Origin of the sequence: Paucimonas lemoignei, assembly GCF_004342585.1 — a bacterium.
GTDB classification, from domain to species: domain Bacteria; phylum Pseudomonadota; class Gammaproteobacteria; order Burkholderiales; family Burkholderiaceae_D; genus Paucimonas; species Paucimonas lemoignei.
Window position 1 is genome coordinate 79,945 of the sequence record NZ_SLZQ01000007.1, and the last position, 19,218, is coordinate 99,162.

At 62.7% G+C, this 19,218-nt stretch carries 3 protein-coding genes; all 3 read left to right on the forward strand.

Going from position 1 to position 19,218, the window contains the following annotated elements; all coding sequences use genetic code 11:
* The first annotated feature begins 33 nt into the window (after positions 1-33).
* The 3 genes from EDC30_RS12120 to EDC30_RS12130 all read left to right on the forward strand — a co-directional run bounded on the left by EDC30_RS12120 (position 34) and on the right by EDC30_RS12130 (position 19,188).
* The gene (locus EDC30_RS12120) at positions 34-16,029 is read left to right on the forward strand and encodes a Calx-beta domain-containing protein (RefSeq protein WP_165973807.1); all 15,996 of its coding nucleotides are present in this window, start codon (positions 34-36) and stop codon (positions 16,027-16,029) included.
* Positions 16,030-16,100: 71 nt separating this feature from the next.
* Positions 16,101-17,810, forward strand: coding sequence for an ATP-binding cassette domain-containing protein (locus EDC30_RS12125; RefSeq protein ID WP_132259106.1), 1,710 nt, complete (start codon positions 16,101-16,103; stop codon positions 17,808-17,810).
* On the forward strand, positions 17,803-19,188 hold the full coding sequence (locus tag EDC30_RS12130) for an HlyD family type I secretion periplasmic adaptor subunit (RefSeq protein ID WP_165973808.1): 1,386 nt from the start codon (positions 17,803-17,805) through the stop codon (positions 19,186-19,188). The genes EDC30_RS12125 and EDC30_RS12130 overlap by 8 nt, the downstream gene beginning before the upstream one ends.
* The last annotated feature ends 30 nt before the right edge of the window (positions 19,189-19,218 follow it).

Below are 19,218 nucleotides of genomic sequence, written 5' to 3' on the forward strand. Positions count from 1 at the left end.
AGGCCGGGTTAAGGAAGGCAAGAGGAGTACAAAATGGCAGGCGAATCGGGTATGTCGGCGGCGTTGCTTCAGGCAGCCATTGAAAAGGCTGTATCGGCGTTTCAGTCAGCAGCAGCGCAAGGCGATGCGCTTGCCTTGAAGGCGGCAGGTGCGCAAGCCTCGGCATTCCTGGCATCACAGGGAATGTCGGGCGAGCAGACCGCTCGCGTGGCGGCATTCATCGAGCAGGCAATGACAGACGCGATTTCGCGCAACTTGCCATTGGAAATCCTGTTGGCAAGCGCGCGTGACGGCAGCTTGCCAGGCATGACCGCAATCACGGACCAGGCAAATCCTGACTTGCCGCAGCCGGATCACGTGGCCAAAGATGAGGGTTCGGTCAAGGCAGGGCATGGTCTCGATGGACGCGACGCATCGTCATCGGCCACGCAGGCGCTGTCGCCAGCCGCCGCCGAAACGGTTGCGGGCAAGCCTGGTCAGCCGGCCGGGAATCCGCCTCTCGATCACGATTCCTCCAGCGTCTTCCGGTTTGAGAATCACCTGTCGGCCACGTTCGATTTTGGCTCAGTGTTGAATGACATTGCGTCGGGAATCCGTGACGTCCCGCTGCCGCGCAGTTATGGAGCGACCGTTCGCCCTGAGATCACTGCGCTCTCGGGGCAGTTCAACCAAAACGATCCGCTGGGAAGCCGGCCCGACCAGCCTGAAATCACGCTGCTGACCGGCGATGCCACCGCGCCTAATCTGGCCCGCGATCTCGCGCAACCGGAACTGGCTATCTTGACGGGAGATTCGTTCTCCCGCACCTTGATCGTCAATGAGAATACGACCAATGTGTTTGTGCTTGGGCCATCCGGGCTTGCCGGCGAGCCAGTGGGCGGCTTCGGTTCCAACCGCACATCCGAGAGTGCGCAGGCTGCTTCTTCCACTCTCTACAGCGCCGTGTCGATCGTTGCCAATGCCGCGTCGGTTGCCGAGGGCAGCGATGGCGCGGTCACGATCATTACCTTCAAGGTGAGCCGCACCAATCCGGGCACCGCAGGCGATCTGACCTGGACGGTAGCCGGGCTTGATCCCGCGGATTTCGAAAACGGCGTGGTGCCAGGCGGAACCGTCAGTTTTGCTGCAAGCCAGGTCGAGCAGGAAATCACGATTCGCATCGCCGGCAACAAGGAAATCGAAGCGCTCAAGACATTGACCGTTACCCTGAGCGCGCCTTCGTCGAGCTCGATGCAGCTCGTAAACCCTTCCGCCAGCATGGTGCTGATCGATGACGACGGCCTGGTGTCGATTTCCGCCGACCAGGCGCAAATCATAGAAGGCGACAGCGGCACCAGTAAGGTGGTGAGCTTTACCGTCACCCGCACCAATGGTGTTGGTGCCAGTTCGGTGGACTGGATCGTGAGCGGCGCGGATGCCGCTGATTTTGGCGGCAAGCTGCCATCCGGTACGGTGGTCTTTGCCGATGGCGTGCTGAGCCAGCAAGTGAACCTGACCGTCACCGGCGACCGGATCATTAAGCCGGACGAGACCCTGACTGTTACGTTGAGCAATCCGGGCGCCAACCTCAATCTCGGCAGGGCGACTGCCTCGACCACGATCATCAACGACGATGGCCTGGTGTCGATTTCCGCCAACCAGTCGCAAGTCATCGAAGGCGACAGCGGCACCAGTCAAGTGGTGAGCTTTACCGTTACTCGTACCAATGGTGTTGGCGCCAGTTCGGTGGACTGGACCGTAAGCGGCGCGGATGCCGCTGACTTTGGCGGCACGCTGCCATCCGGTACGGTGGTCTTTGCCGACGGTGTGCTGAGCCAGCAAGTGAACCTGACCTTGACCGGCGACCGGACCATCGAGCCGGACGAGACCCTGACTGTCACCCTGAGCAATCCGGGCGCCAACCTCAATCTCGGCACGGCGACTGCCTCGACCACGATCATCAACGACGACGTCGGCTTCAGCCTGATCGGTCAAACGATGGATGTGGTGGAAAGCGGGGCAGGCTCCCAGACGGCAGTCACATTCCGCGTGATCCGTTCGGAAGATCTCAATGCGGTCATGACGGTCAGCTACCGCTTCATTCCGGTGGGAAGCAATGCAGCGGATAGCGCAGATTTCGTCAATGGCCAGGATGGACTCGGCGACAACGGCGGCATGCCGAGCGGCCAGGTCACGTTCGGCGCGGGAGAAACATCGAAGCTCGTCACCGTGTATGTCAACGGCGATGCCATCGCGGAAACCGATGAAACCTTCGGCGTGGTGCTGGCCAATCCGCCGGCAGGCACGCAAATCGTCTTCGGCGAGGCCTATGGCGTAATCCGCAGCGACGAATCCATATTCAACATCGCGGCCGTGACGGCTTCGACGATGGAAGGCAATGGCACGGGAGGCGTGCAGCAATTTCTCGTCACGCGTACCGGCAACGTTGCCGAGGCCGGTACGGTGGGCTACACCATCGCCGGGTATGGCGAAAATCCGGCCGAGGCGGACGACTTCGCGAGCGGCATGGCGTTTTCAGGCACGGTCAGCTTTGCCGCGGGCGAATCCAGCAAGCTCATTTCGGTGCAATTGCAGGGCGATAGCCAGCTCGAAGGTTTCGAGTCCTATGCCGTCAAGCTGCAGGCGCAGGACAGCAATTCCATCATCGGCACCGGCATGGCGATTGCGACTATCGATCCGGATGATGCGGCGATCAATATCGTGGCGACCAACAGCGTGGTCAAGGAAGGCTCCGGCGCCACCACGCGCCCGCAGACTTTCACGCTGACGCGTTCGGATTATCTGGACAGCACCGTGACGATCGACTGGAAAGTGGTCGGCACCGGCCTGCATCCGGTCGATGGAGCGGATTTCGGCGGCAGCCTGCCGTCTGGCAGCATTACTTTTGCTCCCGGCGAAACGCAGAAAACCATCACCGTCACGCCGACCCCGGATGCCCTCTACGAATTCCATGAGACCTACGATGTCGTGCTGACGACCAGCCAGTCCGGCGTCGTGCTGCAAACCGATACCGCTTCCGGCATGGTGCTCAACGACGATGCCGGCCTGACTCTCGTCGCCAGCAATCTGGACCGGCCAGAAGGCAACCCGGGCACGGCGTCGCAGCTATCCTTCCTGGTGCAGCGCACCGGCGATGTAACCGGCGTCTCCAGTGTGCATTGGGAGTTGGTTCCGGCTGCCTTGAATGGCGCGACTGCCGCCGATTTCCTTGCCGGCGTTCTGCCATCCGGCGACCTGACCTTCCTGGTCGGGGTGTCCAGCATGGTCGTGACGATCCCGCTGAGCACCGACAATCTGCTCGAACCCGATAAGGCATTTTCGATTCAGTTGAGCGGCGCATCGGCCGGCACCGAGATCCTGGTAAGCCAGGTCAATGGCGTCATCCGCAATGACGATGCGGTGTTCGATCTGGTCGCCCAAACCTCGGTCAGCGAAGGCCACAGCGGCACCACCACGCTCACTTTCACCGTGCAGCGCACCGGCGACCTGACGGGCATCGACACCGTCGACTACGCCATTAGCGGCGCCAGTTCGGGCGCGGCGGCCAGCGGCAGCGATTTCGTCGGCGGCGCCTTCCCGACCGGCACGCTGAGCTTCGCGGCGGGCGAATCGAGCAAGACCTTTACGGTGGAGATTCAAGGCGACGCGGCGCTGGAAAGCGATGAAGTATTCACAGTCACCCTGTCCAACGGCAGCGCAGGCACCAGCATCGGCAATGCCACGGCGAATGTCACCATCCTCAATGACGACGACACGCTCGCCATCACGGCAACCGATGCCGACCTGACCGAGGCGGCAAACGGCGGCACGCGCGACTTTACCTTTACCGTCACGCGCAGCGGCTTTCTTGACCGCGCCAGCAGCGTCGAATGGAGCGTGGCCGGCATCGGCGGCGCGCCTGCCGATGCGGCGGATTTCTTCGGCGGCGTGCTGCCGTCCGGAACAGTCAATTTCGCGGCCAACGAAACCAGCAAGACCATCACGATCACCGTGAATGGCGACTACAACAAGGAAGCCGACGAATCGTTCCGCGTGACGCTGTCTTCGCCTTCCGCCGGCACGACGCTGACAACCGCCAGCGCCGACGGCATCATTCGCAACGACGATACCGGCCTGGCCATTACCGCCACCAGTACGCATCACAATGAAGGCGACAGCGGCACGACAGTGCATGAATTCACCGTCACCCGCTCCGGCGTCACCACCGGCACTACGACCGTCAGCTGGGCATTGGCCGGCAGCGGCGGCAATCCTGTCGATGCCGCCGACTTCGGCGGCACGCTGCCGTCCGGCACGCTGGTTTTTGCGCCCGGCGAAACCAGCAAGGTCATCCAGGTGCACGCCAGCGGCGACACCGCCATCGAATCGACCGAAGGCTTCACGATCACGCTGTCCGGCGCGGACGGCAATGCCGACATCACCACGCCAACCGCCAGCGGCACCATCGTCGCCGACGATATCGGCATCGCCATCAGCGCGGCCGCCAGCAGCGTCCTCGAAGGCGCAGCCGGCACGAGCCGGGTGTTGCAATACACGGTGACCCGCAGCGGCGACCTGGCTTCGCCGATCGTCATCGATTGGGCCGCCACCGGCATGGACCTGGCCGATTTCGCCAACGGCACCGTCTTGTCCGGATCGCTCTCGTTTGCCGCCAACGAAACCAGCAAGACCATCAGCCTTACGCAGATCGGCGACAACGTCAACGAGGCGGATGAAACGCTCACCGTTACCCTGACCAACCCGCTCAGCAATCCGGCGCAAGCGCGCACTTACATCACCAACGCGACCGCCACGACCACTGTGGTCAATGACGATGCGGCGCTGACGATTAGCGCCGACGCTTCCACGGTCGCCGAGCGCAATACCGGGGATGGCGTCTCGACGCCGGTGACCTTCACCGTCACCCGCGCGGGCGACCTGAGCGCGGCCACCAGCATCGACTGGGTATTGCAGCTGCCGGGCGGCGTCGGATCGGCGGCATCCGGCGACTTCATCGGCGGCCAGGATCAGCTCGGCAGCAATGGCGGCCTGCCTTCAGGCACCGTCACCTTTGCCGCCGGCGCCAGCACCGCGCAAATCACGGTGCTGATCGCTACCGACGACCAGGTCGAACTGGATGAAAGCTTCAGCATCGTCCTGCAGGGCGCCGACGGCAATACCGAGCTGACCGGCACGACTGCCACGGTGACCATCACCAACGACGACACCGGCTTTTCGATCGCCGCCACCGACGCCGATAAGGTCGAAGGCCATAGCGGCAGCACGACGTATACCTTCACCGTCACCCGCGCCGGCGCCATCGCTTCTGCGGCGACCGTGGACTGGGCGGTGACCGGCAGCGGCATGGCGCCGGCGAACGCGGCCGACTTTGGCGGCTCGCTGCCAAGCGGCACCCTGTCGTTTGCCGCCGGCGAAACCAGCAAGACGCTCACCATCACCGTCGCCGGCGACACCGCTGTCGAACTGGATGAAGGGTTCACGGTCACCATCAGCAATGCCAAGCTGGATGACGCGACCCCGCAACTGATCGTCGACGCCACGGCGAGCGCCGTCATTCGCAACGACGACCAGAGTTTCGCCGTCGCCGCCGCCAACGCATCGCTGGCCGAAGGCTCGGCGGGCAATACCCAGGTGGCATTCATCATCACGCGCAGCGGCGACCTCAGCAGCGCGGCGACCGTGGATTACGCCGTCGCCGGCAGCAATGGCGCCAACCTGGCCGACGTCCTGGGCGGCGTTCTGCCCAGCGGCACGCTGACCTTCGGCGTCGGCGTGGACCAGCTGGCCGTCACCTTCGACGTGATAGCCGACACGCTGGCTGAAGGCAACGAAACCTTCACGCTTACGCTCGCCAATCCGTCGGCGGGCATCCTGTCGGTGGCGACGGCCGATACGGTCGTGCTGAACGACGACACCAACTTCGTGCTGAGCGCGCCGGCGGCGATCGCCGAGGGCTCATCCGGCACCACGGCAGTCAACTTCACCGTGACCCGCACGGGCGACACGTCCGGCAGCGGCAGCGTGCGCTGGACCGTCAGCGCCGCCGCCGGCCTGACCAGCGGCGACTTCGTCGGCAACCAGGATGCGCTCGGCACCAACAGCGGCTTGCCCAGCGGGATCGTGAACTTTGCCGCGGGCGAAACCAGCAAGACCATCACGATCAACGTCCAGGGCGACGTTACCCTGGAAAACAACGAGACCTTGCAGGTCGTGCTTGCCAACCCGATTGGCGGCACCATCGAAGCCGGAGATGGCGTCAAGAGCACGACCATCCTGACCGACGACGACAGTTTCAGCATCAGCACGCTTACCACTACGCGTGTCGAGGGCAATACCGACAGCACCATCACCTATACGGTGACGCGCACCGGCTCGCTTGTCGGCGCCCGTGATCTGACCTGGACTGTCGGCGGCACGAACGGCTTCAATGCGGCGACCGATCTGGCAGCCGGGCAGGCGGCGAGCGGCACGGTGAGTTTCGCCGATGGCCAGACCACGGCCACTATCGTCATTACGATCAAGGGCGATTCCACGGTGGAAGCCGATGAAATCATGACCGTGACGCTGTCCGCGCCGCCGCCCAACTCGGTCATCGGCACGGCGACGGCATCGACCACGATCACGAACGACGATGCCAGCGTCTCCATCGCGCCGCTGCTTGCGGATAAGAGCGAAGGCAATGCGGGCTATGTCGATTTCACGTTCACCGTCACACGTTCCGGTAATACCGCGCAGACCAGCACGGTCAACTGGACGGTCGATGCCAGCGTGCTGAACGCCGTCAACGGCGCCGACTTTTATGCAACGCAGCCGACAGGCGTGAACAAGGACGGCAACGGCATTCCCTACGGCACGGTCAGCTTCGCCAATGGCGAAACCAGCAAGACCATCACGCTACGGGTGGCGGGCGACAGTGCCTTCGAAAGCGATGAAACGCTGCGCATCAACCTGTCCGACGCTTCTGCTGGCACTGAGATCGGCACAGGCAATGCTATTGGCACTGTGCGCAACGACGATGCGCAATTCAACATCACTACCGGCACCGCGACCGCAACCGAAGGCGATGGCGGCCACGGCACCGGCGTCGCCATGACCTATACCGTCACGCGCACCGGCAACCTCAGCCAGACCAGCACCGTCGACTGGACCGTGGTGCACGGCACGACCAATGCCAACGATTTCACCAATGGCGTGGGGGCGAATATCACGCCCAGCGGCACGCTGACCTTCGCGTCGGGCGTCTCGACCCAGACCATCACCGTTTATGTCTACGGCGATACGGGCCTCAATAGCGTCGAGAATAATGAAAACTTCAGCATTGCGTTAAGCAATCCGAATGCCGGCAGCTCGCTGGGAGCGACCACGACCTATGCCAGCACGATCATCGAGAACGACACCTTGTTGACGGTGACGGCCAACGACATGCGCATGGCCGAGAAAGTGACCGGCGAGAGCACGACCTTTACCTATACGGTGACCCGCTCCGGCAACACGTCCGGCACCACCACCATCAACTGGCAGGTGGGAGCGGCCACCGGAGCATTGCAGGTGTACGACCCCACCGATGGCGACGGCTGGTCAGGATCTGCCGATGCTACAGATTTCGGCGGCAGCTTCCCGTCCGGCACGGTGACATTTGCCGCCGGCGAAACTACCAAGACCATCACGGTGACTGTCCCCGGCGACAATACGCCGGAAAACGACGAATGGTTCGTGCTGTCATTGAATGGCGGCAGCGGTTACGACCACATCCGTTCCACTTACACCGATCCGGATTTTGCCAACGGCCAGTACATTTTCCGTGACAATGGCGTTGTCGGAGTTATCTATAACGGCAACTCTTACAACTCAGCCACGAACGGTTATATTTTCTCGGAAATCCAGCGCGACGAAGCCGTGTTTTTCCTGAGCGACCGCGAAGTCGCCAACACCAGCATACGTACGCTAAGCCCTGGCGACGCGCTTTTGATGCGCAACGAAGGCGATACGCCGGGCGACGGCGGCGCCGGCGCCACGATCGTCAACATCGGCGGTGTCGACTATGGCTATGTCGAGCATATCTTCGCCGTGCAACGCCAGGTGGCAACCGCCGGCACGGCATCCGTCGGCTGGCGCATCGATACCTATTACAGCGCGGCCGTTACCCCGGATGATTTCCTGACGATTACCCGCGACGGTAACGGCAATATCACGGCCATCGCCACGGCTGGCGCTTTCCCTTCCGGTACGGTCACTTTTGCCGATGGCCAGGAATGGGCATACGTGAAGTTCTACACCAGGGTGGACGACGTCGGCGAGGCCAACGAGTACTACAGCATTTATCTCGAAAATCCGAGCGCCGGTTCATCGATCAACCCGGGCGACACCGCCGCCGAGCGCTATAACAACATCGGCATCATCGTCAACGATGACACGCGCTTCGATGTCGTCGCCACCAACACGGTGGAAGGCGGCATCATCACCTATACCATCACCCGCAGCGGCGACTCGCGTGGCACCGATACGGTGGATTGGTCACTGACCCTGCCGGGCTCGGAAATCACCAACGAAGGCAATAGCAATACCTCTACCTGGTACAAGCTCGATCCCAGCGATATCAGCGGCGTTACGGCCAGCAACGGCGGGGCCAGTTATGCCGGTGGCGTCTATTCCGGCAAGCTGACCTTCCTCGATGGCGAAACCACCAAGACAGTCATCGTCCAGACCATCGACGACAATTGGACGGAATCCTGGCGGGAAGAACTCACGCTCGTGCTGGACAATCCGCTCAACGTCGATGCCGGCGAAGCCAACCACGACCAGGAAACGCCTGTCGTCGGCAGCCCGGCCACCGCGCGGGTATACGACAACGAATCCGATCCGCTGATCAGCGTCTCGGTCAGCAGCGCCACTACCTGGGAGGGTACAGGCGCCAACGATTCGGCCGCCGGCAACTCCGTCACCTTCACCATCACGCGCACCGACCAGGGCGGCAGGGACGGCAGCCTCAACTATCCCACTACCGTGGCCTGGCGCATTACCGGCGAAGCCATCAACTGGGGGAGTGCCGCTGGCAGCGCCGAAATCCAGACCTTTGGCGGCAATGCCACCGGCGTGCTGGAACCGTATTACAACGACACCTATGGCCTTGTCACCTTCGCCGCCGGCGAAACCACCAAGACGGTTGTTGTCACCTTCCAGGGCGACCGCTACGTCGAGACAGACAAGAACCTCACCTTCAGCGTGCTTCACCCCGACGACGCCGAACACTTGCCGCTGAGCACCGATGCCTACGGCCCGGCCAACATCGACAATGCCCTGGCCAGCGTCACCACCACGCTGAAGAACGACGATATTCGCCTGTGGGTCAATGGCTGGGATACCTATTCCGGTGACGGCGGCTATAACAACAACGTCACTGTCACCGCCTACGAGGGCAACCCGCTGACGTTCAACGTCACGCGCGGCGGACGACTGGACTGCGACGTGGTGGTGAATTACACCATCATCCACGGCAGCACCACGGCAGGCGATTTTCAGACCACCACGGGCAGCTTCACGCTGGCCGCGCGCCCCACTGCTTACGGCGAATATACCTACAGCATCCCGCTGGCCAACATTCTCGCCGACGACATCACGGTGGAGGCCAACGAGACGTTCATTCTGCGGCTCTCCGCTCCGGCGGATACGGCCGGAGCGGCGGTGCGCTTTCAGAGCTACTACCTGGATGCCTCCAACAGCTACACTTCGCCGACCACTACCTTGGACGTCGCCGGCACCATTCTCGACGACGACTCCAGCTACACGCTGACGCCAGCTTCCACCAGCCTGGTGGAAACCGACCAGGGCGCGAACCAAACCTTCTCCTTTACCGTGAATCGCGGCGGAACCGGCTATACCGGTGCGGCGGTACTCAAATGGCGCGTCGAAGCGGTTGGCGCCAACCCTGCCAACGCCGCCGACTTTGCCAGCTCCGATACGCTGGGCACGAATGGCGGACTGCCGTCGGGCACGGTGAGCTTTGCCAACGGTGTCTTGACCGGCAACTTCAGCGTGCTCGTCAAGGGCGACCTGATTGCCGAGAGCAACGAGACTTTCCGCGTCGTGCTGTATGAAGATGTCCTCACCAGCATGTCGCCCAACATCGTCAATGCGCAAAACGTCGCCAGCGGCACGCTGACCATCGTCACCGACGACACCGGCATCAGCATCGGCAACGCCAGCGTCACCGAAACCGATGCCAACCAGACGATGACATTCGTGGTCACCCGTTCCGGCGATCTGTCGGGCAGCTCGACCATGAACTGGACGCTGCAGCATGGCACCACCTCGGCAGGCGACTTTACCGGCGCCACCAGCGGCTCGATCAGTTTTGCCGCCGGCGAGACCACCAAGAACATCACCGTCACCGTGGTCGGCGACCTGGCAGGGGAGGATGCCGAAACCTTCAATATCCAGCTTTCCAACCTTGTTGGCGTGGATGAGGCGATCAAGGTTTCCGCCACGGGCACGATCAACAACGATGACGCTTCTTTCGCGATTGCAGGCGCGGTCGCCAGTTCGCGCGAGAACTCCAGCCAGACCTTCACCATCACGCGCACCCACGATACGGTGCAGAACCAGACGATAAACTGGTCGGTGGCGGCAGGCACGGCAACAGCTTCGGACTTCGGCGGCGCGCTGCCGTCAGGCTCGGTGACATTTGCGCCAGGCGAGCTGAGCAAGACGATCACCATCACGCCGACGAGCGACACGACGCCGGAAACCGACGAGACCTATACCGTCAATATCACGCTGGGAGCCGGGACCGCCGGCGACACCATCACCACCGCCAGCGCCACCGGCACCATCGAAAACGACGATGCCGTGTTCAATATCGCCGCGGAGCAGGCCAGCGCGCAGGAAGGGCACAGCGGCACGACGGCCTTCACGTTTACGATCACGCGCGGCGGCGACACCGACGGCGCTGCCAGCGTCGACTGGAAGCTCAGTTCGGCCCTGGCGTCAATCGGGGACTTCGCCACCGCCGACGCGCTTGGCAGCAATGGCGGCCTGCCCAGCGGCAGCGTCAGCTTTGCCGATGGCGAAACGACCAAGACGGTCACCGTGCTGGTGCAGGGCGACCTCGATGTGGAAGCCGACGAGGTCATCACGCTCACGTTGTCAAACGCCAACGGCGGCCAGATCCAGAACGGCACGGCCAGCTCCACCATCCTCAACGACGACTCGACCATCGCCATCAGCGCCACCTCGGCGGTAAAAGCCGAAGGCAACAGCGGCACCACCGCCTTCACCTTCACCGTCACGCGCACCGGTTACCTGGGTGAAGCCGAGACGGTGGAATACGCCATCACCGGCAGTGGCGCGAACCCCGCCAACGGCGCCGACTTCGGCGGCAGCCTGCCATCAGGCACCCTGACGCTGCCGGCCGGCCAGGCCAGCGTGACGCTGACTGTCTATGTCACCGGCGATCTCGACGGCGAGCCGGACGAGGGTTTCACGGTCACGCTGACCAATCCGAGCAGCGGCGTAACCATCACCCAGGCGACCGCCGACGGCACCATCCAGGCCGATGACGTGGTGTTCGATGTCAGCCCGCCGGCGACGCTTGTCGAAGGCAACCCGGGCACCACCACCTACTTCGACTTCGTGGTGACGCGCAGCGGCAACCTGAGTGGCTCGCAAACCCTCAACTGGAGCGTCGCCGGCGTCGGCGCCGACGCGACTTCCGCGAGCGATTTCGATTTCATTGCCGGCACTGTGACCTTCAATGCCGGTGAAACCAGCAAGACCATCCAGGTCCCGGTGAAGGGCGACTATATCGGCGAAGCGAATGAAACCTTCCGCCTCACGCTCACCGGCCCGAACGGCGTGGTATTCACCCGCGACACGGCCGATGCCACCATCACCGATGACGAAGCGTCGCTGCGCATCGTCGCCACCGATGCCAGCAAGGCGGAAGGCGGCGACGGCGATGTCACCAACCTGACGTTCACGGTAACGCGCACCGGCAATACCGCGCTGGCCGCCACGGTGGATTGGAGCGCCGCAGGCGTGGACATCGATGCCGCTGATTTCGTTGGTGGCGTGATCCCTTCCGGCAGCCTGTCGTTTGCCAGCGGCGAATTGTCGAAGACGATCACGATTGCCGTAAAGGGCGACATTGCCGTGGAAGGCGATGAAAGCTTCAGCGTCAATTTGTCGAATGCCTCGATCGGCGCCGATATCGTTGTCGGCAGCGCCATCGGCACCATCGTCAGCGACGACGTCGAATGGACCGTGACTGCCTTGTCCATTCCGGGCAGCGAAGGCGATGGTGCCAGCAATTTCGTCTTCCGCGTCACGCGCACCGGCAGCCTGGCCGCCACCACCGTCAACTGGAGCACTGCCGGCAGCGGCGCCGATGCGGCGGATGTCAACGATTTCATCGGCGGCTTCTTCCCATCGGGCAGCCTGGTGTTCGCCCAGGGCCAAACCTACCAGGACTTCACGGTGCAGGTCGCCGGCGACAGCGTGCGCGAAGCAGACGAAGGCTTCACGGTGACGCTTAGCTCGCCTGCGGACAGCCTCACGCACAGCTATGCCACCCAGTCCGCCAGCGCCACGATCGCCAATGACGACGATGTCATGTCGATTGCTGCCCTGGCTTCCGACGCCGCCGAAGGATCGGGAAGCGGGGCATTGCTGACCTTTACCGTCACTCGTACCGGCAGCCTGAGCGGCACCTCCACGGTCGGCTGGCGCATCGTTCATGGCGATACCGACGCGGCCGATTTCGCCGCTACGTCGGGCACGGTCAGCTTTGCCGATGGCCAGAGCACCGCGACAGTGACGATTGCCGCGATTGGCGACCGCAACGTCGAAGCCGATGAAAACTTCACCGTCGAACTGGTCAATCCAGGCGCCGGCAGCACGATCGATCCCACGGCCGCCACGGCAGCTGGCACGATCCGCAACGATGACGTCGACCTGGCGCTGTCGGTTTCCGAAGCAAGCGTCGTCGAAGGCGACAACGGCACTGCCGGCCAGATGACCTTTACCGTCACGCGCAGCGGCGACTTGTCCGTGGCGACCTCGGTGGACTGGAGCGTCGTCGCAGGCACGGCCACCGCGGCCGACTTTGCCGGCGGCGTGCTGCCTTCCGGTTCAGTCAGCTTCGCGGCGGGCGAAACCAGCAAGACCATCACGGTCAATCTCGCCGGCGACGGCGCGCATGAAGGCAACGAGACGTTCACGGTGCAGCTGTCGAATGCCAGCGCCCATGCCGATATCTCGGTCAACGACGTTGCCGGCACCATCGTCGATGATGACGATACGCTCACGGTCACGGCGGTTTCCACCGACCATGCCGAAGGCAACAGCGGCACCACGGTGTTCACTTTCCGCATCGACCGCACCGGCACATCGACCGGCAGCGCCAGCGTCGACTGGAACGTTGCCGGCCTGGGCATTCACGGCGTCTCCGCCGATGAATTCGTCGCCACGACCGGCACGGTGCATTTCGCCGATGGCGAAGTCAGCAAGACCTTTACCGTGGAAGTGCGCGGCGACACGGTCGGCGAATACGATGAAAGCTTTACCGTATCGCTCGGCAATCCGAGTTACGGCTCCACCGCAAGCAGCACGACGGCGTCCGGCATCGTGCGCAACGACGATCCTGTGCTGGTCATCAGCGCGGATCAGGTATCGCTTGCGGAAGGCGCGGACGGCCAGGAGACCACCTTCACTTTCACCGTCACCCGCAGCGGCGACATCTCGGGCTTCAGCAGCGTGCTGTGGGAAGCCATCGCCAGCGGAACGCGTCCGGCCAACGCCCAGGACTTCGGCGGCGTGTTCCCGTCGGGCGCGGTGGCGTTCCAGCCAGGCGAGTCCACCCAGCAGATCAGCTTTACCGTGCTCGGCGACGCTACCGGCGAATACGATGAAACCTTCTCCGTCGTGCTGTCCGACCCGGCCAACGCGACGATCCTGGAGGGCACTGCGCAGAGCATCATCCTCAACGACGATACCGGCATCCTGATCAGCGCCCTGTCCGCGGACAAGGCCGAAGGCGACAGCGGTCCGACCGACTTCACCTTCCGCGTCGAGCGCGTCGGCATGGCGACCGGCACCGCGTCGGTAGCCTGGGCAGTGCAGGGAACCGGCAGCTATCCCGCCGGCACTGACGATTTCATCGGCGGCGTGCTGCCCTCGGGCACGGTCACTTTCGCCGATGGCGAAAGCTACAAGGACATCACGATCCAGGTCGCGGGCGACGAGACGTACGGCTTCGACCAGACTTTCCGCGTCGTCTTGTCGAATGCGGTCGGCGCCAACCTCATCAATTCGACAGCCAACGGCATCATTCGTAACGATGACAGCCAGGTATCGATTGCCGCAGACAGCGCGTCGAAGGTGGAAGGCAATAGCGGCGTCACCAACTTCACCTTCACCGTGACCCGTATCGGCGCGCTGGATGAAACCGCCACCGTCAGCTGGCAGGTGGCCGGCAGCGGCGGACAACAAGCCAACGCGGCGGACTTCGTCGGCGGCATATTGCCATCCGGCTTACTGAGTTTCGCCGCCGGCGAAACATCCAAGACCGTCACCGTGCAGGTGGCAGGCGATACGCTGACCGAACTGGATGAGCAATTTACCGTGCAGCTGGTCAATCCCGGCTCGGGCGTCAGCATCAGCCCGACTGGAGGCGCGGCGACCGGCACCATCCTGACCGACGACCTCGGCGTGTCGCTGATGGCGCTGGATGTCGACCGCAATGAAGGCCAGGCCGGCGCGCAGACGGCTTTTACCTTCCAGATCATCCGCTCGGGCTCCACTGCCCAGGCAGTCACGTTCAATTACCAGATCGCCGGCAGCGTCGACGCGAACGATTTCGTGTCGGCGCTCAGCGGCAGCATCACGATACCCGCAGGCGTCAACAGCCAGGTATTGACGCTCTACGCGCGCGGCGATACGGACTTGGAAGGCGATGAACACTTCACCGTCACATTGTCCGGTTCCGGCGTCAATATCGACAGCACGCCGGTCGCCGGCGTCATCCGCGAAGATGATAACGGCGTATCGATCCATGCACGTACAGCCACGGTGACTGAAGGAACCGGAAGCGGCATGACGGAGATCGTGTTTGATGTGTCCCGCACCCATGCGGTTGGCACGACTGCGGTGAACTGGAGCGTGGCAGGCAGCGGCCTGGTCGCGGTGGATGCGGCGGATTTCCTGGGCGGCATCCTGCCGACCGGCAGCCTCGTCTTCAATGCCGGCGAAACCGACAAGAGTTTTTCCGTGTTCGTGAAGAGCGATCAGATCGTGGAACTGAACGAACTGATGGCGGCGACGATCACCACGGATGGCAGCGCGGCCGTGGTGGTCGGCCGCGCCGAAGTCACCGTCTTGAACGATGACGTGGCGGGACCCGGCGCCGACCGCATAGAAGGCAGCGCGAGCGGCGATTCGCTGGATGGATTCGGCGGCAACGACACGCTGATCGGCGGCGCCGGCGGCGATATCCTGCGCGGCGGCAGCGGCGATGATGTGCTGATCGGCGGCGCCGGCAGGGACGTTCTGCAAGGTGGCAGCGGCGCGGACCTGTTCGTCTACAACTCTCCGAGCGAAGGCATGGACGTGATCCAGGACTTCGAGGCGGGAATCGATCACATCGCATTCGATCCGGCCGGATTCGGCAACCTTGGCAGCGGCGGCATCTTGACGACCGTTTCCCAGGCTTTCGATACCAATGTGGCGACCACGCTGTCTCGCCTTGCGGCGTCGGCCGATGCCGACTTCTATGCCGTGTCCTTCCAGGGCGGCACCTTCAGCTTCGGCGTCGGCAGCAGTGGGCATTTGGATGAACTGGAAGCGGCGATCACCGGCGGCAACCATACCGGCGGCGCATTCTTCCTGATTTCCGACGGTACGGCATCCCGCCTTTACTACGATGCCGATACATCGCAAGGGACGGATGGCAGCGGCATGATCGCCATCGCCGAATTGCCCACGGTGACCGATGCGCATGCGGCGCCGCACGACATCGTGATTCCTCACGCAGGATAAACGCAGGGCCAGCCGCCGGAACGCAACATCTGTAAAAGTTTCGGCGGCATTAAAAGATTGGAGCAGTAAAAATGAAAGAACTCTGGCGCCGGATCAGCGCCAATCCCAAAGTGGCGAATGAAATGTATGTCGCCTCGTTTCTCATCGCGATGCTTGGCCTGGCAAGCTCGCTCTATAGCACGCAGGTGCTCAACCGCTATCTGTCGCAGGGCATCGACGCCACGCTGTTCACCCTGACCCTCGGCGGCCTGATCGCGTTGTGGTTCGAAGTCGCCCTGCGCAATGCGCGCACGCGCCTGGCGCAATGGGGCTGCGCGAAGGCCGACCGCCAACTTGGCGAGGCGGCGATCACGGCATGCACGAAAAGCCAGTACGGCGCGGTGGAGCAATTGCCGGCCCAGGCGCGACGCGAAATGCTCAATGGCCTCTCCACCATTCACCAGAGCTTTGGCACGGCGAACGTGGCGGCCTTGCTGGATGCCCCGTTTGCGCTGCTGTTCCTGCTGGTGCTGTTTATGCTGAGCCCGGCGCTGGCCGTGGTGGCGTTGTTGGTGATCGGCGGCGTGATCGTCATGTCCCTCGTTACCCAGAACATGGGAAGGGAGCCGACGGAGGAACAGAGCAAATTGTCAATTCAGCTCGCCGGCTTTCATCATACTTTTGCTTCATCGACGGAACTGGTGCGCGCTTTTCAGGCAGATGAGCTGCTGAAATCCGGCTGGGGCAAGACCTTGGGTGAATTGCAGGGTGCCCGGGCAAGACTGGGCCATATCCAGGCGCTGGTGCAAAACAGCAGCTATGCCGGCGGCATCCTGATGAGCATGCTCGTCATGGGGCTGGGCGCGCGCGAAGTGTTTGCCGGACACCTGGATGTCGGCTCGCTGATCGGCGCCAACATCCTGGCAGGACGGGCATTGTCGAGTCTGACTCGTGTCATGCAAATGGTCGAGGCGCTGGGCCGCGGCAACCGATCGCTGGAGTTGCTGGGCCAGCTGGCGCGGCTGCCGATGGAGCGCACGGAAGGCACGACACTGGGACATTTTGCCGGAAAACTCAGCCTGGAAGATTTGGCTTTCGCCTATCCGAAGCAGCCTACGCCTTTGTTCGAGCGCCTGGACTTCACCATCGAGGCCGGCAGCGTGATCGCGGTAACCGGGGCCAACGGTTCCGGGAAAACCAGTTTCGCGCGCATGCTGGCGGGGCTGATCGAGCCCGGCCGCGGCCGCATCCTCGCTGACGGCATGGACTTGCGCCAGGCATTGCCCGAATGGTGGCGCCGGCAAATCGTGTATCTGCCGCAGGATATCCAGTTTTTCGATGGCAGCCTGCGCGAGAACCTGACTGTCCTGCGCCCATCCGCGCAGGATGAAGAAATTATTGCTCTATGTCGCGAGTTGGCGCTGGGCCGCTATATCGATGCGAGTCCCGACGGGCTCGGCACGGTAGTGCGCAACCAGGGTCAATCCATCCCGCCGGGCATCCGCCGCCGGCTGGCATTGGTGCGTGCATTGCTCGGCCAGGGGCAGCTGGTCATTCTCGACGATCCGAGCGAAGCCATCGATGCCGAAGGTTGCCGCGCGCTTGCCGCGGTGCTCAACCGCCTGGTGCGGGAAAAGAAAACCATCATCGTCATGACCAACGAGCCGTTTATCATCAGCGCGGCGCAAGCCGTGATTGACCTGAATGTCAAGCCGACGCCGCGCATCGTGCGTGCCGCCGCCGGCAAGGAAGCCGCCGATTCTGGCGTTGAATCGGCAGTCGCCGAGGTGCAACATGCATAAGCTGTTTGGCAAACTCTATTCATCGAAAGACGTCATCGCCGCGCGTCTGCAGCCGCTGCTCGTCTGGCTGCAAGGATGGCTCGAGCCGAAGGGCGCCGAGCTGGACGAAAGCCTGGGCGAGATCCGCCAGAGCCGCCTGACTATCCGCATCACCGGCTTGATGCTGGCGGTCTTCCTGATCTGGTCGGCGGTTTTCACTGTCGATGTCGCCAGCCATTCCAGCGGCGAAGTGATCGCAGCCGGACAAACCAAGCTGGTCCAGCATCTCGAAGGCGGCATCGTCAGAAAGATCCTGGTCAAGGAAGGACAGGCGGTACGCCAGGGCGACCCGCTGGCGGAACTGGAGCGCACCGCTTCGGAAGCCGACATGAATGAACTGGAAGCGCAGATGGCGGGCCTCCAGATCAAGATCCTGCGTCTCGAAAGCCAATTGGCCGGCAAGTCGACGCTGGACGCGCCTGCCGATCTGGCCAAGCGCTATCCGGAACAGATACAAAATGCCCGCGCACTTCTGGAGTCGCAAAAGAACCGCTTATCCGGCAGCATCGATGCGCAGCAATTCAAGATTGCGCAACGTGCCGCGGAATTGAATGAATTGCGCGCGCGCCGCGATCAGACCGTGTCCCGCTTGCAGTTATTGCGCCAGCAAATCGACATCAATAAAAAATTGCTCAAGGAAGGGTTGGCCAATCAATACGAGCATTTGAATTTGCTGAAGGAAGAGCAATCGCTGGTGGGCAGCCTGAGCGAGCTGGACGCTTCGCTGCGGCGGGTGAGCGCGGCGCAAAAGCAGGAATCGGCTTCCCTGCAGACGCTGGCTTCGGGCGATCGCGAGCAACTCCAGAAAGATCTGGAAGACAGCCGCAAGCAACTGGCAGAATTCCAGGAGCGTTCGCGCAAATATACCGACAGCCAGCAGCGTACCCTGATCCGTTCACCCATCAATGGCGTCGTCATGACGCTCAATGTCGTCACGGAAGGCGGCATCGTTCCGCCGGGCGGCACGCTGATGAGCCTGGTCCCGGGTAACGATGCACTGTTGATCGAGGCACGGCTTCCGGTGGGCGACGTCGGCCTTGTCCATGCCGGCCAGAATGCGCGCATCCAATTAATGTCGGCAACGGCACGAGGCTTCCAGCCGATCGGCGGCAAGGTGGTGTCGGTCAGCCCTGATTCGGTCATCCAGGAAAACAAGGAGCCGTATTACCGGGTACGCATTGCACCGGAAAAATTCGACTTTAAAAATGGCAGCAGTAAATATTCGCTGGTGCCGGGCGTCATGGTATCCGTCTCGATTCTCACAGGTGAGCGTTCCGTGCTGCGCTATCTTGCCGATCCATTGGTGCATGGCATGGGGATGGCAATTTCCGAGCCCTGACGCAACTTGTCCTTCACTTCCGACTCTGAA